This is a genomic window from Dysgonomonas hofstadii (genome assembly GCF_014196915.1).
Taxonomy (GTDB): domain Bacteria; phylum Bacteroidota; class Bacteroidia; order Bacteroidales; family Dysgonomonadaceae; genus Dysgonomonas; species Dysgonomonas hofstadii.
The window spans coordinates 358773-380545 of the sequence record NZ_JACIEP010000004.1 but is presented as its reverse complement, the minus strand read 5'-3'; the positions used below and the strand labels follow the sequence as shown (position 1 = coordinate 380545).

15 protein-coding genes and 1 riboswitch are annotated in these 21773 nt (G+C 39.3%); of the genes, 8 read left to right on the top strand and 7 right to left on the bottom strand.

The window, feature by feature from the left end; translation table 11 throughout:
* Positions 1–8: 8 nt before the first annotated feature.
* Positions 9–431 carry a Fur family transcriptional regulator gene (locus GGR21_RS07435; RefSeq protein ID WP_183306570.1) on the bottom strand — a complete coding sequence of 141 codons (423 nt, stop codon included), beginning with the start codon at positions 429–431 and terminating at the stop codon, positions 9–11.
* 530 nt (positions 432–961) lie between these two features.
* Between GGR21_RS07435 and GGR21_RS07430 the strand changes: the two genes are divergently transcribed.
* The 8 genes from GGR21_RS07430 (at position 962) to GGR21_RS07395 (ending at position 13726) form a co-directional block, all read left to right on the top strand.
* Complete coding sequence (locus tag GGR21_RS07430) at positions 962–1570, top strand: TetR/AcrR family transcriptional regulator (protein ID WP_183306569.1); 609 nt, start codon at positions 962–964, stop codon at positions 1568–1570.
* A gap of 104 nt (positions 1571–1674) precedes the next feature.
* On the top strand, positions 1675–3447 hold the full coding sequence (locus GGR21_RS07425; RefSeq protein ID WP_183306568.1) for an ABC transporter ATP-binding protein: 1773 nt from the start codon (positions 1675–1677) through the stop codon (positions 3445–3447).
* Positions 3440–5170, top strand: coding sequence for an ABC transporter ATP-binding protein (locus GGR21_RS07420; RefSeq protein ID WP_183306567.1), 1731 nt, complete (start codon positions 3440–3442; stop codon positions 5168–5170). The genes GGR21_RS07425 and GGR21_RS07420 overlap by 8 nt, the downstream gene beginning before the upstream one ends.
* Positions 5171–5617: 447 nt before the next feature.
* Positions 5618–5822, top strand: a riboswitch (cobalamin riboswitch).
* Between the two features lie 138 nt (positions 5823–5960).
* Positions 5961–8012 carry a TonB-dependent receptor gene (locus tag GGR21_RS07415; RefSeq protein ID WP_183306566.1) on the top strand — a complete coding sequence of 684 codons (2052 nt, stop codon included), beginning with the start codon at positions 5961–5963 and terminating at the stop codon, positions 8010–8012.
* Entirely contained in the window at positions 8009–9178 is a 1170-nt protein-coding gene (locus tag GGR21_RS07410) for a YncE family protein (protein WP_183306565.1), read from the top strand. Before GGR21_RS07415 ends, GGR21_RS07410 begins: the two co-directional genes overlap by 4 nt.
* A gap of 20 nt (positions 9179–9198) precedes the next feature.
* Positions 9199–11004, top strand: coding sequence for a PKD-like domain-containing protein (locus GGR21_RS07405; protein WP_183306564.1), 1806 nt, complete (start codon positions 9199–9201; stop codon positions 11002–11004).
* A 23-nt stretch (positions 11005–11027) separates the two neighbouring features.
* A complete protein-coding gene (locus GGR21_RS07400; protein WP_183306563.1) occupies positions 11028–11816 on the top strand; it encodes a hypothetical protein in 789 nt (262 codons plus the stop codon).
* Positions 11817–11842: 26 nt separating this feature from the next.
* Positions 11843–13726 (top strand): DUF5074 domain-containing protein, encoded by a 1884-nt coding sequence (locus tag GGR21_RS07395; RefSeq protein ID WP_183306562.1) that lies wholly within the window; start codon positions 11843–11845, stop codon positions 13724–13726.
* Positions 13727–14172: 446 nt separating this feature from the next.
* Here GGR21_RS07395 and GGR21_RS07390 read toward each other — a convergent pair whose 3' ends face one another.
* From GGR21_RS07390 to glpK, 6 genes are all read right to left on the bottom strand, one after another.
* Complete coding sequence (locus GGR21_RS07390) at positions 14173–15363, bottom strand: OprO/OprP family phosphate-selective porin (protein WP_183306561.1); 1191 nt, start codon at positions 15361–15363, stop codon at positions 14173–14175.
* Between the two features lie 122 nt (positions 15364–15485).
* On the bottom strand, positions 15486–17141 hold the full coding sequence (locus tag GGR21_RS07385) for an alkaline phosphatase (protein WP_183306560.1): 1656 nt from the start codon (positions 17139–17141) through the stop codon (positions 15486–15488).
* A 61-nt stretch (positions 17142–17202) separates the two neighbouring features.
* Positions 17203–18507, bottom strand: coding sequence for an MFS transporter (locus tag GGR21_RS07380; protein ID WP_183306559.1), 1305 nt, complete (start codon positions 18505–18507; stop codon positions 17203–17205).
* Positions 18508–18642: 135 nt separating this feature from the next.
* The gene (locus GGR21_RS07375; RefSeq protein ID WP_183306558.1) at positions 18643–19461 is read right to left on the bottom strand and encodes a glucose 1-dehydrogenase; all 819 of its coding nucleotides are present in this window, start codon (positions 19459–19461) and stop codon (positions 18643–18645) included.
* Positions 19462–19485: 24 nt separating this feature from the next.
* Complete coding sequence (locus GGR21_RS07370) at positions 19486–20253, bottom strand: GolD/DthD family dehydrogenase (RefSeq protein ID WP_183306557.1); 768 nt, start codon at positions 20251–20253, stop codon at positions 19486–19488.
* 33 nt (positions 20254–20286) lie between these two features.
* Positions 20287–21768: a glycerol kinase GlpK gene (gene glpK, locus GGR21_RS07365; protein WP_183306556.1), complete on the bottom strand. Its 1482-nt coding sequence runs from the start codon at positions 21766–21768 to the stop codon at positions 20287–20289.
* Positions 21769–21773: the final 5 nt, after the last annotated feature.

The following is a 21773-nucleotide window of genomic DNA, read 5'->3' as shown; positions in this document are numbered from 1 at the left end:
ACATGCAACTAAGTTGCAAACTTATTACACTTGCCACAATATCCTTTTATTACCAAATTTACACTTTCCACCTGCATTATCGGAGACAATTCGAAATTAGGAATGGATACATTTTCCAAACAAAATGCTTTCTTGCAGTAATTGCAATAAAAGTGTGCATGCAGATCGTTCATATCGCAATTGCACTCACTTTTGCAGACTGAATACTTTACAGAACCGGAACCGTCATCAAAGCTATGGATCAATTGATTTTCATGGAACAGGTGTATAGTACGTGATATAGTTGATTTATCTACAGTCTCAAGTTTTGCTTCCAAATCGGATAAGTTGAATGCCCTGTCGAAATCGATCATTGCTTTTAAAACCAATATGCGGCCGGATGTAGGTTTTATTTCTCGATCCTCTAATAATTTTATAATACTCTCATTCATAATCCGTAATTCTTAAATACAAATTTACTATATAAGAAATTAGAATCTATTAATTTCATATTTTTTAAAACTGTTATGAATGAGTTATTATCTATATTCAAAAGTTACAGGATTCAATAAAAGAATCGAGATTTACTGAATCCTGCCTTGCGTGATAATTTTAGTGATGATTTCCGTTCCCATGCGAATAGCCCCCTCTCATTTCCTTGTCCATGCCCGTGCCCTCCGGTAGGAATGTAAGCAGATCATATCCCGTAGATATAACTTATAGAGAAATAGAAAGTATCGAAAAACCCCATACTTCCGACTTTTATTTCATGTGAAAGTTCGTCTTGCGGTTTCTTTATACGTTTCGTGAAACGTAGAAGAAAGTTTAGTAGAAGATAATCTAAATAGCTAAATAGCTAAATAGCCAAATAGCAATTAGTATCTATTTATTCCCAACAAAATACCGAAAAATAGTGATTGTACAATAGGGTATTATAGTATTTCTTTGTATCATAATATAACGAACACTGTTCTCTATAGGTATGAGAGTATTGCGAGACAATATATACAGGTCTATCCTGCAAGCTGCCCGAAATGAATTTGTAAAGAGAGGGTTTAAGGACGCTTCTCTGCGCGTCATTGCAAAAAATGCAGGTGTAGGGTTAAGTAATATCTATAACTATTTCAGGAGTAAGGATGAAATATTTTTGACTATCGTCACTCCGGCTAAAGACAGCATATTCGAGTTCGTAACCGAAAAGCATACCGAAAAATATATCGACTTTAGTTTTATGTCCACACTCGATTATCAGGAAGAAACAGTCGAAGTATACATACAGTTGTTGGAAAAATATAAAGAAGAACTCCGGCTTTTGCTTTTTCATTCGCAAGGCTCATCCGTAGAAAATTTCCGGGAGTCCTTTACCGAATATTTAACCGATATCTCCCATAACCATATGCTGATAGTAAAAAAACACTATCCACAGGTAAAAGAAGTATCTCCTTTTTTCACACATGCCTTATGCGCATTCATGGTGAGTATTGTCGGAGAAATTATCACACATAATCTGGATAAACAGAAAATACGGGAATTCTTCAGGGAGTATTTTCGATTCGAAATTGCCGGATGGCGTGAATTAATAGGATTGTAAAGGGAGGCCGTTTTAGCCTCCCTTCTTTTTTGAACAAAATAAAACATTGTTCGCTATTGGGAGAAAGAATGAAAAATATATAGAACTAATTATAAACATATAGTATGAATACATTAAAAAAACTGCAACACTATATGGGCAGCCGCAAAGCTCTCCTGCCCATATCGATGGCACTGTCCGCACTAAGCGGTTTGGCGGGTATATTGCCATTCATTCTTATTTGGCTTATTGTAAAAGAATTGTTGAATACAGGAAGCGATACCTTGGGCGGGAACATTGTTACTTATGCATGGTGGGCAGCCGGATCAGCCATAGTCGGTGTTATCCTGTATTTTGCCGCACTGATGGCTTCCCATCTCGCTGCCTTCAGGGTAGAATCGAACTTACGCTGTGAGGCGATGCAGAAAATAGTAAAAATGCCGCTCGGCTTTTTCGATAATAATACAAGCGGGCGCATCCGTAAAATAATCGACGATAACGCCAGTATTACACATAGCTTTCTGGCTCATCAGTTGCCCGACCTTGCAGCAACTATATTGATGCCTGTAGCGACTATCGCGCTCATTTTTGTTTTCGACTGGAAACTCGGGCTGGCATGCATGATTCCGCTAATTGGATCTGTAATGGTTATGGCTATGATGATGGGTGGAAAAGAACGCCAATTTATGAAAAGCTATATGACTTCACTTGAAGAAATGAACACGGAAGCTGTTGAATACGTACGGGGAATTCCTGTCGTAAAAGTATTCCAGCAAACGATCTTCTCTTTCAAGAATTTCCACAAAAGCATTATGAATTATAATAAGATGGTGTTTGGATATACCCGCTTATGGGAAAAACCGATGTCGGCATTTACGGTTATTATCAACTCTTTTGTTTTTGTTCTGGCGCCTGTTGCTATTCTGCTGATCGGTAATTCCGGAAATTATGCTCCTACCCTGCTCAACTTCTTCTTGTTTATACTGATAACCCCTGTTTTCTCGCAAAGCATCATGAAAAGTATGTATCTTGATCAGGCTTTGGGACAAGCCGGCGAAGCCATAGGCCGGCTCGATAATCTAACAAGCTTTACAGTATTACCAGCTACGGTAGAACCAAAATCGGTGGAAAAATTTGATATCCGGTTCGATAATGTCTTTTTCAGTTATCCCAATGCAACACAGAATGCAGTAGATGGGGTGACTTTTACCATTCCGCAAGGGAAAACAGTAGCTTTAGTCGGCACTTCAGGGAGCGGAAAGACGACTATTGCCCGTCTTGTTCCCCGTTTCTGGGAAGCGTCCGAAGGTCGAATCCTTGTAGGCGGGATAAATGTAAAGGATATTGCTCAGCAAGAATTGATGAAGCATATCTCTTTTGTATTTCAGAATTCCCGGCTGTTTAAAACGACTCTACTCGAAAATATTAAATATGGCAATCCGAATGCAACAATGGACGAAGTGCACCGGGCTGTCGATATGGCCCAATGCCGCGAGATAATAGACAAACAGCCTCTCGGACTTAATACCAAAATAGGAACGGAAGGAACATATCTCTCCGGAGGTGAGCAACAACGCATTGTACTGGCTCGTGCGATCCTGAAAAATGCACCGATCGTAGTCCTGGATGAAGCTACTGCTTTTGCCGATCCTGAAAACGAACATCTGATACACAAGGCTCTGGGGGAATTAACGAAAGGAAAGACCGTGCTGATGATCGCCCACCGGCTGACGAGTGTAACTGATGCCGATAATATTCTGGTAATCGACAAAGGGAAAATAGCAGAACATGGATCACATATCGAGCTGCTAGCTAAACAGGAAATTTATTTACATATGTGGAACGAATACCAGCAATCGGTTCGCTGGACTATAGGAAAGGAGGTTAGTCATGCTTGAGATAATAAAAAAACGTTTTGCTCTTTCGTCTAAAGGAGCCAGGGATTTTTGTGTGGGAACATTGTTTACGACACTACTCGATATTGCTTTGATGCTGCCCGCAGTTTTCGTTTTCCTGTTTCTTGAAGATTATCTTAGGCCCGTGTTAGACCCTTCGGCGCCGATACTACATGGCGTGATTTATTATATTGTTCTTGGCCTGGTATTTATATCGGTTATGTATGCTATTGCAGTTTTACAGTACCGCAGTACTTTTACAACCGTATATGATGAGAGTGCCAACCGCCGTATCTCTCTTGCCGAAAAGCTTCGCAAATTACCTTTGGCATTTTTCGGAGAGAAGAACCTATCAGATCTCACAGCTACTATCATGGACGATTGCACCGATCTGGAGCATACTTTTTCTCATGCCGTGCCGCAATTGTTTGCATCCCTCATCAGTATTCTACTTATTGCTACCGGGATGTTTTTCTACAACTGGCAGCTTACTCTGGCATTGTTCTGGGTAGTGCCGCTAGCATTAGCTATGATTCTTTTGTCAAAGAAAAAAATTATGAGAGACAATGAAACAAATTATCTGAACAAGCGAGTTGTTAGCGAACATATTCAGGAAGGACTCGATACCATTCAGGAAATTAAATCTTACGGACAAGAAGAAGATTACCTTGATAAGCTAAGTCTTAAGATTGACACATATGAAAAGGTGATGACAAGGGGAGAATTACTCACCGGGATATTTGTTAACGGTTCGCAAAGTATTCTCAAGCTGGGCCTGGCCAGTGTTATTATCGTAGGTGCTAATTTGCTGGCAACAGGGACTATCGATTTATTCACTTATCTTATATTTATGGTTATCGGATCACGGGTTTATAGTCCGGTAAGTGAAGTTATGAACAACCTGGCAGCTTTGTTCTACCTCGACATACGTATTAACCGGATGAATGAGATGGAGGCTTTACCTATACAGCAGGGAGGTACGGAGTTTAATCCAGAGAATTATAATATTGAATTCGATAATGTGAATTTCTCTTATGATTCGGGGAGACAAGTGTTGAAAGGTGTTTCCTTCACAGCCAGGCAGGGAGAAATTACCGCCTTGGTGGGCCCCTCGGGTAGTGGAAAGAGCACTGCTGCAAAGCTGGCTGCCCGTTTCTGGGATATCCAGTCAGGCAGGATACTACTTGGAGGGCAGGATATAAGCCAGATCGAACCAGAAACATTATTGAAAAATTATTCTGTTGTTTTTCAGGATGTAGTCCTCTTTAATGCTTCCATTATGGATAATATCCGTATTGGTAAGCGGGATGCTACAGATGAAGAGGTTATGCATGCAGCGCATCTTGCCAGGTGTAATGAATTTGTAAACAGCATGCCGCAAGGGTATAATACTGTAATAGGAGAGAACGGAGAGACTCTTTCGGGGGGTGAACGCCAGCGTATCTCTATTGCACGTGCATTACTAAAAAATGCGCCTATTGTTCTGCTAGACGAGGCAACTGCTTCCCTTGATGTGGAAAATGAAACTAAAATACAGGCTGGGATATCTGAACTTGTGAGAAATAAAACGGTATTGATTATTGCCCACCGTATGCGGACAGTAGCGAATGCTGATAAGATTATAGTATTGGAAAATGGCAATATCGCAGAAATGGGTTTGCCTGAAGATCTGAGAAAAAAGAATGGAATTTTTACACGGATGGTAGAAAGGCAGAATATAAATTGAAAATATGTATTTTTAAGGAGTAGTAATATTCGTCAACTAAGTCAAAGGTGGCATTTTAAGAGACACCAAAAAGCTCCGAATAAATACTAAACTACTACTAAAACAGCAGTAGTTATTTACTAAAATATTAAGAACCATCAATTTAAGACACAAACCCATCAATCCAACGCGAATTCCTTTACAATAAAAATACTCTGTGAATCAATTTTTACAGAGTATTTTTATTGTCCCTACAAAATCCGAACGCACAGTCACCTGTCATGTAACATACTTATTTTCAAAATCATATTTAACATTTAAATTTTATATTTAAAAAACAACAAATGAAAAACGTTATTAAATCAATATGAGAAATATTACGATTTGTTTCTAGTATTTATTTGTTAAAGGCCAGGATCTATTAATTTTTATTAATTTCTTTCTTTATCATATAAAAACATTTATATACCTTTGCATCCAGATTTTGGTGTCACAATTTTGAAACTTCGAAAAAGTGATGAAAAGGGAATCAGGTGTAAATCCTGAACAGACCCGCTGCTGTAAGCTCCGCCAAAGCCTTTGAACAATACTCAATACCACTGTTCAGTAATGAATGGGAAGGGCGTTCAAAGATGGAGTAAGTCAGAAGACCTGCCAAGATTGATTAGTTTAAAGCTTTCGGGAAATAAAGCTGAAGAACACTGAAAAGAAATCAATCTTAATATTTTACCAGGTTTCCTGATTTCTTATTCACTCAATCTTCAATTAATTATTTTTCTGTAAGCTATTTGATAACGTTCATATAGCTAAAATGTATTTGTTTAATACTAAGAAACTCTTTTCAATAGTTGGACTATTGATTTTATTTCAATTTACTTATAGCCAAAGTAAATTGGACAGTCTACAACATCTCAAAGAAGTTGTTGTTACAGCCAAATCACACAAGGAGGTCATCCCTGCCCAGAAACTAACAGGAGAAGACTTAAAAGCCCTCAACAGTTTCTCTGTCGCAGACGCCATTCGTTATTTCTCAGGAATACAAGTTAAAGATTATGGCGGTATAGGTGGCCTTAAAACCGTCAATATCCGCAGTTTGGGAACTCATCACGTCGGTGTATTTTATGATGGAATACAATTGGGAAACGCCCAAAACGGACAAATCGATTTAGGAAAATTCTCACTTGACAATATGGAGGAAATATCGCTATACAACGGACAAAAAAGTGATATTTTTCAACCAGCCAAAGACTTCGGTTCTTCAGGTTCAGTTTATTTACGTTCCCGTAGTCCACGTTTTACACAAGGTAAAACCTATAATCTGAAAGCGACTGTTAAAACGGGCTCTTTCGATTTAATCAACCCATCAATTCTCTATGAACAAAAAATCAGCAATAATATCAGTGCATCTTTTAATACTGAACTCATAAACTCGTCAGGTAAATACAAGTTCCGATACAAAAGAGTACTCCCAAATTCAAACAAGGTGATGTATGACACCACGGCTATAAGAAAGAACGGGGATATTTTTTCCTTCCGGCTCGAAGGCGGTTTATATGGTATTATTCCCGATGGGCATTGGAAAGTTAAACTTTATTACTACGATTCCAATAAGGGAATTCCCGGGGCCATAGTAAACAATAGGTGGCTGAATTCTCAACGTCAATGGGACAGGAGTTTTTTCACACAGAGTTCCTTTCAAAAGAGTATATCAGATAAACATGAGATACAGGCAAATGTGAAATATGCCTATGATTACATGCGCTATCTAAATCCTGATACTACCCTTATGTTGATTGACAACACTTTCCGCCAACAGGAGATATATGCCTCATTGGTCAATAAATACTCAATAACTAAAAACTGGGATGTATCACTATCTACTGATATTCAATACAATACTTTGGATTCAAATATGGATGGTTTTGTTTTTCCCAAAAGGGTTTCAACACTAATAGCTGCCGCCACAGCAGTCGAAATAGGGAAAGTAAAAATGCAGGGAAGCCTTTTAGCAACATTCATAAATGAAAGAATAGAATCCGGTAATACAGCAATGGACGATTCGGTAAAAGCTGCGCCCAATAAAAAAGAATTTACACCAGCATTCTTTATTTCTTATCAACCCTTTCGGGATAAAGACTTTAATATAAGAGCTTTCTATAAAAGGATATTCCGAATGCCGACATTTAATGATCTGTATTATACCGACATCGGTAATATAGCTTTAAAACCTGAATTTACACACCAATATAATGTAGGTTTCCAATATGGTAACTCATACAAGAAAGGATTTGTAAAACAATGGCAATTACAAACAGATGTTTACTATAACGAAGTAACTGATAAGATTGTCGCAGTGCCTAAAGGAAGTGGTCAGTATCGTTGGATGATGATTAACCTGGGCTATGTGGAGATAAGGGGACTTGAGGCTTCTGCTTCGGGAGTTTTCCGGTTACCTTTTGATGTATTACTTAACCTTAAACTCGCTTACACCTACCAGAAGGCACAGGATTTTACAGAACGTAAAAGTGAAGAATTACAGAAACTAACTTATGGAGGTCAGATACCTTATATACCGTGGCACAGCGGTTCGGTAATAACCAGTTTGACTTATAAATCATGGCAACTCAATTATAGCTTCATCTATGTTGGGGAACGGTATCACAGTTCTGCAAATATCCGGGAAGATTATGAACAGCCCTGGTACACTCACGATATGGCAATTATCAAGAATTTCAAATTTAATAAGGCAAATATGCGCATTGCTGCCGAGGTTAATAACCTGTTTAGTCAGGACTATGAAGTAGTGCTGAACTATCCTATGCCTAAACGTAATTACAAGATTTCATTAACAGTTGAATTATGAAAAAATCGATCATTAGATATACTTTATTAGCCATAATAACATTCTGCTTTGCCAGTTGCAGGGACGATGTAGAAATGATTCTCTCTGAGGAAGAAATTGTAGGCGAACCACAGGAGATAATAGGTTACAAAGGATTCTATCTGCTCAACGAGGGAAATATGGGTAGTAATAAATCGACTCTCGATTATTATGATTTCTCAACCGGCATTTATAAACGAAACATATACGCCGAAATAAATCCAACTGTTCCGAAAGAGTTGGGCGATGTGGGTAATGATATTGGCATCTATGGAAGTAAGCTTTATGCAGTTATTAACTGTTCGAATAAAGTGGAGGTTATGGAAGCCGAAACGACAAAACGGATCACCCAGATAGAAATCCCGAATTGCAGGTTTATTAAGTTTCACCACAGATACGCTTATGTAACATCATATGCCGGCCCTGTAATGATTGACCCAAACTATGAACAAATCGGATTTGTTGCAAAGATAGATACTGCAACATTAAAGGAGGTGGATCGTTGCCTTGTTGGATTTCAACCCGATGAGTTAGATATTGTAAATGGCAAAATCTATGTAGCAAATTCGGGGGGGTATATGGGAGCAGGTAGTACAGACGGATATGAGCGAACTGTATCTGTAATCGATATTGCAACTTTTAAAGAAGAGAAACGAATTGATGTTGCATACAATCTGGAACGTATAAAAGCAGACAAACGAGGTAATCTCTGGGTTAGCTCGCGGGGAGATTATAAAGGTCTGCCGGCACGTTTATTCTTCCTGGATGTCGAAAAACAGCAAATCACCGATACTATTCCCATTGCTGCTACAAATTATTGGATCGACGACGAATTTCTGTATGTCTACGGCACAGAATGGAGCTACATAACAAACGATTGGACTATATCCTATAGTGTTATAGATACCCGTACCCACGAGATCATAACAAAGAATATTATCACTGACGGTACAGATAAAGAAATAGAAAAACCTTATGGAATCATGGTCCATCCCGAAACAAAAGACATTTTCATAACTGATGCCGGAAACTATGTGACACCCGGACTTCTGTATTGTTTCGACAAAGACGGTAAAAAGAAATGGGCAGTCCGCTCGGGAAATATCCCGGGACATTTTGCCCTGAATCCAATATATAAAACTGAATGAAAACATCAAATTCTTATATTATGAACAAAAAAAATTATTTAATCCGGTTAATGCTCCTGCTCGTTTTATTTGCAGGATGTTCGGATAACGAAGAAGAAGAAATATTAGCACCTGTTATTTCCGGTATCGAAGATAAGTACATTGTACTGGCAGGAGACGAATTGGAACTTACTCCGATAATTGCAAATGATAACTCTTCAACTTATAGTTGGCAAATCGATGGCAAAAAAGTTGCAAGTACAATGAAGTACACCTATAAAGCAACTACAGAAGGGAGTTATACACTTGTTTTCAAAGCAGTGAATAAAGGAGGAAGTGCCCAAAAGGAAACTTCTGTTACTGTTGTAGAGAGAGACTCCCCTCCTGTTATTTCAGATTTAGAAGAAAAATATACCATTGATGCCAACACAGAATTAAAGCTTAGTCCATCTATAGTAAGTGGTAGTGAAGTAACCTATTCATGGCTTCTGGAAGATGAAGAGGTAGCAAACACTAAAGAATATACATTCAAAGTGTCACAACCCGGAAAATACAGATTACTTCTGAAAGCAACCAATAAAGAGGGTACCACCGAAAAAGAACTTACCATCCTTGTAAACGGAGAAAGTGCGAATGCTGAGACGTCAGTATATAGTATTATATCACTTGAAGCACCTTCCTTTTTAACAAATTCGGAAAACGTGGAATGGGAAATCCTGAATTCACCATCAGAGTTATGCAGACTTTCGGGCACGAAGACAAAAACCCCGATGTTCATCGCTGCAAAAGAGGGTGAATACCAATTACAGGTAACTGATGGTGAGATAAAAAGTACTATGAAAATAATCGTAAAAAAGTCTGTAAGTAAACAAACCGCTTATATATCCAAAGTTTTTGATTATCTCCCTGCTCCCGGACAATTTGTAAATACCTTACCCGAATATACGGAAGGAGACACTCAGGAAGATATGGTAAAAAAAGCAAATGAATGGCTAGTTGGTGAAGATGCCTGGATGATCACGCTCGGAGGTTGGGGAGGATATGTTATCATTGGTTTCGACCACACAATTGTGAACGTTTCTGGAAAACGGGACTTCAGAATTAATGGAAACGCTTTTGGGGCTAATAACGGACGCCCTGGAGCTCCCTTTGGGGGAAGTTGTGAACCGGGTATCATTATGGTAGCATACGACAAGAACAAAAACGGAAAGCCTGATGACGATGAATGGTATGAGATTAAGGGTAGCAGTAATTTCTCTTCAGAAAAAGAGCCGTGGTATAGTTATGCCGTGGAAAACGGAAATGACACAAAAGTTTATCGTGATTATCAGATGACCTATTATAAACCAACCAAAGAGGACCCTGAAATCAATGGAGAACCAGACAATCCAAATGCATATATGACAATCGAGAAATATATACGTTGGGAAGATAATAAAAGTAATAGCGGATATAAAGTAAAAAACGTTTATCATCAGCAAACTTACTATCCGGCTTGGGTAAAGGATAACCAATTAACCTTTAAAGGAATACGACTACCCGAAAATGGGATTAATGAGGGACAGTATGTTCCCGGAATCAACGAAGGAAGCACCTACTTTGTCCTTTATGGCTTTAATTATGGATATGTAGATAATTATCCGAATATACATGATAACTCGGGAATTGATATAGACTGGGCTATAGATAAAAATGGGAATAAGGTTGACCTGCCGGGTATTGACTTTGTGAAAATCTATAATGGAGTTAACCAGGAAAACGGCTGGCTTGGAGAGTCCTCTACTGAGGTTGAACGTGGCGAAGACCTCCATATGCTAGGGAAAAGCATAAATACTATAAATGAATAATCACATTAATAAAAAGCAAAATCATGAAAAAATTATTTTCTTATCTGATTCCGATTTTCTTAATTGCATTTTCTTCCTGTTCGGAAGAAAATGCAATTATGGATAACTTAAATGTATCCGGTTTAACAGAGAATACATTTACGGTACAAGGACAACCTTATGATTTATCGAAATCGACAATTAAAGGTCTCAAATCAACGTATTTTACCAAATCAGCTGATACCTCAAACGGTGGAGATCCCAATTTCACAATGGATGACATTCAATTTTGGGCCGGAACTGGAACAAATAAAGCCGCATTAATAATTGAATGGCATGATGGTAAAAGTCCCGATGCATTAGTCTGGGGATACAAGTGGAATGGAGATGCTTATGGTATTGACATGATACGCGAAATAGTGAAAGCTGATCCCAGGATGATATTTCTAACTCACATGACAGGTTCTATGGGATATACAATTGCCGGATTTGGTTATAATATTAATAAAACAGGCAGTCACTATCTCATCTATAACAACGAAACTAGTAATCCTAAATATCCTGTAGATGGTATAGTCTACACTGATGCCTATAATTATGACGATTGGGCCTATTCAGATTCAGCCGGGCATTGGTGTGCAGGATGGTATAATGGCTACTGGAGTTATTGGACCAAAGACTTGTTAACTGCTACATGGGAATACTCAAGTTGGGGAGCCTCAAACCGTAAACTCATCAATGGTAGTTGGAATGGTTGGTCTTTTCTGGACGATATGAGCCAATGGGAAGGAAATCAACTAGGAAGTAAATTTTCGGCTGCATTACCTAATTAATTATAAACTACTTCAAAATACAAAAAATGAAAAGAACAATAAACTATCTATTTATTTTAATGAGCTGTATAGTAGTATTCAGCTGTAGTGACGACTATGATGACTCTTATCTTAGGGGAGAGATTGATAAAATAAAAACAGATATTGAGTCTCTCAAGAAGCAGGTTTCATCTATAGAAACGATTGTAGAAGCCTTAAACCAAGGAAAAGTTATTACCGGTGTTGAAACATTAAGCGATAATAAGGGATATAAAATAACCTTTAATGACGCTACATCCATTGAAGTATTGAATGGAGAAGAGGCTCCGGTTATAGGAGTAAAAGAATCGGATGGTATATATTATTGGACAATAACCACCGATGGACAAACTGATTTTCTGACTGATAAAGATGGTAATAAATTACCTGTTTCAGGGAAAGATGGGGAAAGCGGGAGTTCGCCAAAGGTAACAATCGATTCTGAGGGATACTGGACCATAGATGGCACCCGGGTTAAGGATGCAAATGGAGACCTGGTAAAAGCACAGGGAGACTCATTCTTTAAAGAAATAGAAGAAGATGAGGATACTGTTACTTTTATCTTTGCTGATGATACATCCATTGTAATACCTAAATCACAAGGCACATTCCTGTCTTTCGAAGTTACATCTGCTGTATTTAATGCCGGACAGGCTCAACGGTTGAGAATAAAGTTTGCTAATATTCAATCGATGGAAGTCGTATCGAAACCTGAAGGATGGACTACTAACATTCACATACCCGACAAGTATGTAAATGTTGTCGCTGCTCAGGACGGTTATGGCATGGGTGAAATCAAATTGCAGGGTATAGACAAAAACGGACTAACTTATTTAGCGATAGTAAAGGTTAGCATTGCAGGTAAGGGCTACTCTGCCATAGATGGTGTCTTTATCTTGAATGAAGGGAATATGACCACAGAAAACGGCTCGTTAATTTATATATCTCCTGAAGGGCAATTGTATGACCGCGTTTATAATAGTTCAAACGGAACTGATCTTGGCAACGTAACACAAGACCTGTTTATTCATAATGGAAAAATGTACATCATCTCTCAAAATGGAAGAAAGAATCCGGTAGGAACCGGGTTCGAGAATGACGGTATGTTAGTTGTAGCTAATAGTGAAACGTTGAAGAAGGAAGCCTCTTATAACGATGAACTCTCCAGTCTGAATTGGCCTACTCATATCGCTGTGCTTGATGAAGAAAACATCTTTATAAGAGATAATTATGGAGTACACCTGTTTAATAGTACAACAAAAGAAGTGACATTAATTACCGGAACCACAGGAGCTAAAAAGAACAGAATGGCCGTTGCAAACAATAAAGTATTTGCTTCCATTGGCACCAAATTGGTTGTACTGGAAAAAGGAATGAAGGATGTGGCTCAAACTATTGATATGGGTGCTACCATCAGTGGTGTTATCAAATCGAAAGATGGTAATATATGGGTGTCTACCACAGGTACGCCTAATAAAATATCAAAAGTGAGCAGCAGTAGCTATTCTGTTATAAAAACTAACGAGATAGCAGTAGGTAAAGTTGGTGCCGGAGCGGGGGCTACGCCGGGTATTACAGCAAAAGGAGATACCCTTTATTATAGTAATGCTTCGACTACGATATATCGTCATATCTTTAGTACTGGAGAATCGAAAGAGATGGTAAATGCTAAAACACTGGTAAGTAACGCGAATATTGTATATAATAATATTGCAGTACACCCGAGAACCGGAAAAGTATATTTGAATACAATAAAAGCCTACGGATGGGATTTCCTTATTAATAATATAAGTGTATTTGATTTGGAAGGTACAGAACCAGCATTGAGTAACAATTACCAGAATTATACTCACTTTCCGGCAGGAATATTCTTCCCGGCAGATTTTCAGTGAAATATGAATACTATCTAACTGGGGAATAAATAAATTCAATTCCACAAAATGAAATTAGTTGACCGTGAAATGTCAATTAATTCTCGAAAGTTAATTGATAAACAGAAATGGGGCCATTGAGAAATTTCCCCATTTTGTTTTTTATATTATAAAATAATCTATGATGTGGTAATTAATCCGCAATACATTATCATGAACTAAAAATTGAATTTAACACAGGAATGAGACAAAGTATTCTCAAAGAGTGATAAAGAGCCACAGTAGAACAACCTTCCTCAACCGCTACGATATTATCCTTGCCGCCAACCTATGCCCTTGCCACATGGACATAATTTCATCCGATAAAATCGAATCATTCTTCAACGAAAATCTATATTTTAATCATAGAAGCTGATAATAGATTTTATCCATTACCAGCTCATTAACCACTAAACCATTTATTGTGATCAGAACAAAACCATTACTCTTGCCTGTATAGCATGCACAGTTTCACCGGCTGCTATTACAGACCTGTTTCCAAGTTTTATGTTTGAATAATTTCCTTTAACAGTAACGAATTTATTGATATAATAATTCAGCCCGACAGACCAGTCGCTCATCCGGCCGCCATAGATACCTGTATTATTATCATCGAGGTCAATATAATCGTATCTGGCAAGTATTTCGAGAGAACCGGGTTTGGGTAATCGCATACGCCCGTCAGCACTGTTATAGGAATAGCTGTCTCCGATAGCAAGGAATCCTGCCATTACATAGCCACCACTTGCCTTATAGGTAGGTAATGCCGATTTCCTTTTCACATTTGAATGGTAATATTCTCCAAGCAAAAATACCGGCCCGTATGAACCAAGAATCTCAGCATTGTATTTAGCCTGATAGTCTGCATCAGAGATTGTTGCAGATAATGGCTTATTCCTATCAATAGACGTAGTCCCGAAATAACTGGAATATGTAAGGCTGCGGGGATTATCTTTTCCATCGCTATCAAAACCATTTGCATCGGCTTTTCTGATTGTTCCCGAAAGACCTATATGCAATATCTTCCCGTCTTCTTTAAATGGAGTATACAACAAACGTCCGGTAGCAGCGTAGCCATCATCACCCTGAGTCGTATTGTTAATAGCATCACCGTCACCATAAATTCCCGCAGCCAGCCAGTATTTTTTCTGCCACATCGAATAAACGATACCGATTCTTCTTCCCGATTCGAATACAGCGGTACTTGGGGTCTTACCGTTAAATTTTACGGTCGAGGTGCTTTCCCAGCTTTCGTAACCGAACATTTCCCCATAGTGTCCTAATTTGATGGAAGAATTTTTATTGAAACTATAACGCAAATGAATATCTTTAGCGCTCGCTTTGCTGTTGGCATAACCGAAGTCAAGCTTTGCATCCCATTTCTTGTATACGGCCTTCAAACCTAAACGTACATCAGGTATAGCAACTCCATTGCTAAGTTCGGTTTCATCTTCTATGTATGCGGCTCCGTCAAAATAGATCCTTCCCATAGAACTGATTTTAATTTTATCGTCATCTCCGTTGCCGATTTTGACATCTACGCTTTGTGCGCTAACCGAAAGACTTGCTAAAACCGTTATGTACAGAAGGATTCTTTTATATTTAGTTTTCTTTTTCATAGATTTAAAATTGCAAAGGGCCTTACACCCTTTAATTGAGATTAAAAGGAAACGAATAAAAATGCAGGGGCTTCACTCAAAGGCTTAGCCTCTGCATCTCAAGAGTAGTACGGCCTTATGGCTCAATTTAACTGCTCAGCCAGGTTTTTGGGTAGATAGAATGTATCGTTTTTATCGATATAAACTGTAACCGAGCCAAGGTCAAATTGCTTTTTATTTAGATAACCAATCGATTTAAAAGCAGGTATTTCAAGTGTATTTTTACCCTTTTTGACTACAAGCACAGGGAAATCTTTATCTGATTTATCAATGGAATAAGCCATTCCGCTGAATACATCGGTATGTTTAGAAAAAATATTCTGAGTAACTTCTTCCATTGGTGTCTGTAAACCTGTCACTGTATATAAATATCTCCAGATATCATTATTGGTATTCATACCCATAGGAACATCTCCTTTTGGGTGGAAGCATGCCAGAAATACATCTTCCCCTGTGTGTCCACCTGTGGTAAAACCCCACAGCGGAGTACGGGATTTCATAATGTCAACAATCGTAGACTTCATGTTAACACTTGCTCCGACTTCCATGTAGTTTGCGGCTTTTTGATGGTGTGCTTTTGTTAACAGTTCCACTTCGTCTGATTTTAATGTGATACCCAGGTGCTGTTTGAACAGTGAGCTGAATTGGCTTGGTTCTGCTTTTTCAAGAATAAATTCCAATCCTTCCGATGTTTTCCTGAACTTAGAGAAATCTGCAAAGAATTCATCGATAGTCCTTTTATCATAACCTTTTGTCGATAGTTCACTACCCATTGAAAATCCACTATTGCCATGGTCAGGAAGGATAATTACAGTTGTGTTGCCATCTTTCTTTGCAAAATCAATAGCTACTTGTACTGCTTTATCGAAAGCCAGATATTCGGAGACCATCCCGATTGCGTCATTGGCATGTGCCGCCCAGTCGATTTTACTTCCTTCTACCATCAGGAAGAATCCTTTTTCACTACGTGATAGTTTATCCAGTGCTTTCTCGGTCATTTCCTTTAACGATGGTACCGCATTCGGGTCTCTATCTAAGTCATATACCTGAGCTTTTTCTCCAAACAGCGCCCATAATCTGTCACCCGTATGAGCTTTGAATGCCCTGTAATCATCTTGAATAAGAGTTACGCCTTTGCTGTTCAAATGGTTTTTCATGTCTTCTGACATAATGGAGTTACCTCCACCCATTACTACGTCCATATTTTGATAAACCATTTGCGAGCCGATCTGGCTATAAGCATTCCGGTTGTAATGGTGCGCCGAACAGTCGGCAGGTGTAGCGTGTGGAAACTCTACTGTAAACACCAGTCCTGTTGCTTTTTTCTTTTCAATCTTGACTGCTTCAAGAATAGTTGCCAGTGGCTGATAAGCTTTTGCCGGATCTACATACACCAAATCATTTCCCTGGTCTACCGGAGGGTATATGGATACGTTCCCAGTTTGTTGCGGCATACCTGTCATATATGCCGATGTGGTTGGTGCAGAATCGCCAATCGGTGCATTTGATGAGAATGTTTTTACCGATCCGCAAATATATGGATCGAGAGCTAAAGTTTCATTACCTAGTTTATTGTAAATTTGGTACCAACGGGAATTAGACACTACACCTATAGAGCATCCGTCAGGAATCATCAGGATAACATTTTTGGTTGGACGTACTTCTTTTTTATAAGCTTGTCCGAATACCGTACCCGAGAAAACGAGTACCAACGATAATAATAAAGTTAATTTTTTCATGATGAGTCAGATTTAAAATGATTTAAATATTTTCAAGATATATAAGATTGAATTATGGTAATTATAATTCTGTTTCAACAACGGGTGTTCCGTTCAATTCCGCTTTTTTTTGAGCTTTTCTTCTTTCGACCTCCGGCTTTTTCACATAATTCATCAGCAGAATACTGAAATAATAAAAGCATGTAAAGAATATGAGGATACCTTGTGCACCCAGTTTGTTTATCCCTATGGCGACAACCAACGGGCCTACAAAGCTGGACAGTCCGGCTCCCAGATTAATCATCGTGATAGTCGCTCCTTTGTATGTTGGCTCGAGAGAAGGCACCAATGCTGTCAATGGAGCAAAGCCTGCAATAAATGCTCCGTACAAAGCCCCGACAATCATCATAGCGGCAAAGTTGCCATTGAAGAATGGCGGCGCGAAAGCCATCAGTAGAAGGATTGACCCACAACCAAATCCACCGAATATCTGGACAGCCTTACCCCAGCCGATCTTATCTCCAACTATACCCCAGATGATATTAAAGAATATATTTACAAAGAATACCAATGCCCATATCTGAAGCCATTGTTCGGTTGAAATACCATATTGGGAGAGGAATAACGGGTAAAATACCGGCATGGCAAACTGCGATGTGCCATTAATAAGCCGGACGAGTCCTCCGACTCCGACCCTTGGATTTTTCTTAATAATCGTTATGCCACTCAGTAGAATTTTGAATTGCTCTTTTGCTCCGATATTCCCGTGTATGGTACCCCTTACTGTAAGTATTATGATCGTTACACCTATCAATACCCATACCAGTGCACTCCATAATAAGCCAACACTTCCGATGATTGGCATCATGAACGAAGCGAAAAGATTAGATACAACATAAAGGCCACCTGTGAATGCAACAAAGAACCATCCGACAGCCGTTGCCAAAGTTTTGGGATTATTTTTATAAGTGATCCAGACAAGATAAGAATAACAGAATAAAGGATATCCGAATCCACGGACGCAGTAGGTCGGGATCATGATGGTAAAGCTCATTGTAGGCAAAGCAACCAAGAGAAACAACAGTTGCCCCACAATCCACAGAATAGCTCCCGCCAGCATTGTTTTACGAGGCCCCCATGCCTCTGCCAGCACCCCGGAGAACCAGGCGCCGACCGCAACAGCTATACCATAAATAGAAATAAGAGTTGCTGTTTCCTCAATCACCATCCCCTTTTCGATCAGGAATGGCGAAATCCACGCTTGCTCGAGTCCATCGCCGACAATGAAGAAAAGTACACCTACCAGCCCCCAGATTAACTCTACATTTAATCCGAGAATAGTCTTCCCTGATGAGACGGATTGAGGTTGTAAATTATTATTTTCCATGTAATATTATTTAGATTTTAGGATATAGCTCCCGCCAGGTATTCATTTAAATACCTGATATCAGATCAACTATCATTAAATTGAAGTATTCCGGAGGAGCTACTCACCCATTATTAAATGCTCTGGAATTTTTCGTTACGAGAAAAACATACCACCATCTATATTAATGGTTTGCCCTGTAATATAAGCAGCATCCTCTGAAGCGAGAAAAGCGATCAATCCTGAAACATCATCGGGTTGTCCGGCTCTTCCCAAAGGAATACCTTCCACCCATTCGGCCATCAACTCTCCTTTTTGATATTTTTTCTTTTCGGTACTCAATATTTGCCCCCAAACGCGGTCATTATAATCCCACATATCAGTAACAATAATACCCGGACAGAATGCATTTACTGTTATATTATGCGGAGCAAATTCCAAGGCAAGGCTTTGTGTAACACCTATCACACCCATTTTACTTGCTGCATAATGTGGAGTGTAGATGAACCCTTTACGTCCCTGGCCAGACGATGAATTGATAAGCCGTCCACCTGTGCCCTGCTTGATCATATATTTTGCAGCTTCACGGCAGCATAGCCACACACCGGTAGTATTTACAGCCAATACTTTATCAAACTCAGCGCGTGTCATTTTGTCGAAATGTTCAATAGTGATTATACCTGCATTCTGCACGGAAATGTCTACACTTCCGAATTTATCGAATGCTTTCTTATAAAGATCCTGAACATCTTCTTCTTTAGTAACATCTACCAATACAGGCAGAGTTTCAACTCCAAAATCCTTTGCGACTCTTTCGGCAGTATCAAAGACTCCTTTGTCGATGGAAGCAAGCACAATATTAGCGCCGTCGCTGGCAAAACGCCGGGCAATTCCTTCACCAATACCGCGGTCGGCTCCCGTTACAACAACTGTTTTTCCTTTAAATTCATTATGTGTTCGTGATAATGTTTTCATGATAATTTATTGTTTAGTTTTAAGTTATTTTATAGTATATCCCCCATCAACGAGAAGGTCATGGCCGGTTATCATGCCTGCTGCGCCTGAACATAAGAATACGATAGGTCCTGCAATTTCATCTGTTTCGGCAAAACGTCCCGAAGGTATATCTTTCCTGAAAGCATCGCCCTGCGGTCCGTCCCATGCCTTATGTCCCATTTCGGTCAACACAACAGTTGGAGATACTGAATTTACACGAATTCCATATTTACCCCACTCAAAAGCAAGCACCTTGGTCATAGAGATAACACCTGCCTTAGTTACGCTATAAGCCACATGTTTATCGAGAGCAATAGTCCCTGCTTGAGAAGCAATATTCACTATCGATCCGTTTACTTTATTAGCGACCATGTAACGGGCTACCTCCTGGTTCATTTTGAATGTTCCCATCAGATTCACGGCAATCAGGTCTTCCCAGTCTTTATCCTCTACATCCAAGGCAGATTCTAAAGCAACCATACCCGCACAATTGACAAGGATATCTATCTTACCAAACTTATCCAATGCCTGTCTGATCAGATTTAGCCTATCCACTTCTTTGGTAACATCAACTTGAACACCAAGACAATTTTCGCCGAATAACTTAGCTGTTTCTGCTACATCTGCCTTGTAGTCGCCGAGAACAACTTTTACTCCTTTTTTAATGAAAAGATCTGCTGTCGCTTTTCCTATACCATTTGCACCACCGGTTACAATCGCAACCTGTCCGTCTAATGCAAAACTGGCATCCGCACCGAAATATTTTAGCATGATATTAAAATTTAAAAGTTTTGTATTTGTTAATTATATATTAATGAGGTTTATTGCCTCAATCCAGCCTTTATGTAATTTTTCCCTGTCTTTGTCTGCAATGCCCGGATAGAAATAATTATCTTTTTCCCTGAGTGACGATACTTCATCGAGATCTTTCCATAATCCCTGAGCGATTCCATTCATAATAACCGCGCCTAATGCAGAAGCTTCCTCAATATCAGAACGGTTTATTTTTGTGTCTAGCATATCAGCCTGAAACTGCATCAAGAATTTATTTTTAGACGGACCTCCGTCTGCACGGACTTCTTTCAATTCTATATTTGATTTATCTTTTACCAGATCTACCAGATCTTTTACCTGATAACAGATTGCTTCGAGGGCTGCCCTCACAACATGTCCCTTTCCTGTGCCAAGTGTCATACCTGTAATGATGGCTTTCGCGTTTGGATTCCACCATGGTGCTCCTAATCCGGCAAAAGCTGGTACCAAATAGACACCTCCATTGTCAGACACGCAGGTAGCATGCTGTTCCGATTCCTGTGAATTTTCGATAAGCTTCAGCTCTTCAATCATCCAGTTGATTGTTCCTCCTGTGCAATGTATATTTCCTTCAATTACATAATAAGTCTTACCATATGCTGTAAATCCTATGGAGGTTACCAATCCATCAGGCGCTTCCAATGGGGAATTCCCAATATTGACCATCAGAGAAGAACCAGTGCCGTATGTGGCTTTTGCCATTCCTTTCTCGAAACACATCTGTCCGACCAATGCCCCGTGCGAGTCACCTATTACTCCCGCTATTGTAACCGGTGCGCAGAACAATCCTTCAAAATCACTTTCGGCATATATCTCGTCACAGCGCTTCAATTCGGGCATCATCGATTCGGGTATTGTGAAGAGTTTGAGTAAATCGTTGTCCCATTTCAATGTATTGATATTGAACAGCATGGTACGGGACGCATTTGTATAATCCGTGGCATGGACTTTTCCTCCTGTTAATTTCCACACTAACCATGAATCGATGGTGCCTAGTAGCAGGTTTCCTTTTTCAGCTTCCTGCCTTGCACCTTCAATATTATCGAGTAACCATTTTGCTCCGCTTGCCGAAAAATAGGGGTCGATGATAAGTCCCGTTTTTTCTTTTATTTCACGGGAATAGTTCTTTTGCTGCAATTCCCTGCAAATATCAGCACCTCTCTGACATTGCCATGTAATGGCGTGATTTATGGGTTTACCTGTCTGCTTGTTCCATACGACAACAGTTTCCCGCTGATTAGTGATAGCTACCGATATGGAAGCTCCAGGTTCAATTTTCGCACTATTCAGAAGAGATTTTAATGACAAAAGCAGGTTATCGTAAATCTCTTCTGCATCGTGCTCTACCCATCCCGGTTGGGGATAGTATTGTTTGTGTGGCAACGCCGACTTCCCTATCATCTGACATTTGTCATTGAAAAGGATTGATTTGGTTGCGGAGGTACTCTGATCTATGGCTACAATGTATTTCATACAAT

Excerpts from the sequence above, each read along its gene's own strand:
- GGR21_RS07400 (WP_183306563.1), top strand. The coding sequence starts at position 11,028 with ATGAAAAAATTATTTTCTTATCTGATTCCGATTTTCTTAATTGCATTT.
- GGR21_RS07375 (WP_183306558.1), bottom strand. The coding sequence starts at position 19,461 with ATGAAAACATTATCACGAACACATAATGAATTTAAAGGAAAAACAGTT.
- GGR21_RS07390 (WP_183306561.1), bottom strand. The coding sequence starts at position 15,363 with ATGAAAAAGAAAACTAAATATAAAAGAATCCTTCTGTACATAACGGTT.
- GGR21_RS07405 (WP_183306564.1), top strand. The coding sequence starts at position 9,199 with ATGAACAAAAAAAATTATTTAATCCGGTTAATGCTCCTGCTCGTTTTA.
- GGR21_RS07370 (WP_183306557.1), bottom strand. The coding sequence starts at position 20,253 with ATGCTAAAATATTTCGGTGCGGATGCCAGTTTTGCATTAGACGGACAG.
- GGR21_RS07380 (WP_183306559.1), bottom strand. The coding sequence starts at position 18,507 with ATGGAAAATAATAATTTACAACCTCAATCCGTCTCATCAGGGAAGACT.
- GGR21_RS07410 (WP_183306565.1), top strand. The coding sequence starts at position 8,009 with ATGAAAAAATCGATCATTAGATATACTTTATTAGCCATAATAACATTC.
- GGR21_RS07395 (WP_183306562.1), top strand. The coding sequence starts at position 11,843 with ATGAAAAGAACAATAAACTATCTATTTATTTTAATGAGCTGTATAGTA.
- GGR21_RS07420 (WP_183306567.1), top strand. The coding sequence starts at position 3,440 with ATGCTTGAGATAATAAAAAAACGTTTTGCTCTTTCGTCTAAAGGAGCC.
- GGR21_RS07435 (WP_183306570.1), bottom strand. The coding sequence starts at position 431 with ATGAATGAGAGTATTATAAAATTATTAGAGGATCGAGAAATAAAACCT.
- GGR21_RS07425 (WP_183306568.1), top strand. The coding sequence starts at position 1,675 with ATGAATACATTAAAAAAACTGCAACACTATATGGGCAGCCGCAAAGCT.
- glpK (WP_183306556.1), bottom strand. The coding sequence starts at position 21,768 with ATGAAATACATTGTAGCCATAGATCAGAGTACCTCCGCAACCAAATCA.
- GGR21_RS07385 (WP_183306560.1), bottom strand. The coding sequence starts at position 17,141 with ATGAAAAAATTAACTTTATTATTATCGTTGGTACTCGTTTTCTCGGGT.
- GGR21_RS07430 (WP_183306569.1), top strand. The coding sequence starts at position 962 with ATGAGAGTATTGCGAGACAATATATACAGGTCTATCCTGCAAGCTGCC.
- GGR21_RS07415 (WP_183306566.1), top strand. The coding sequence starts at position 5,961 with ATGTATTTGTTTAATACTAAGAAACTCTTTTCAATAGTTGGACTATTG.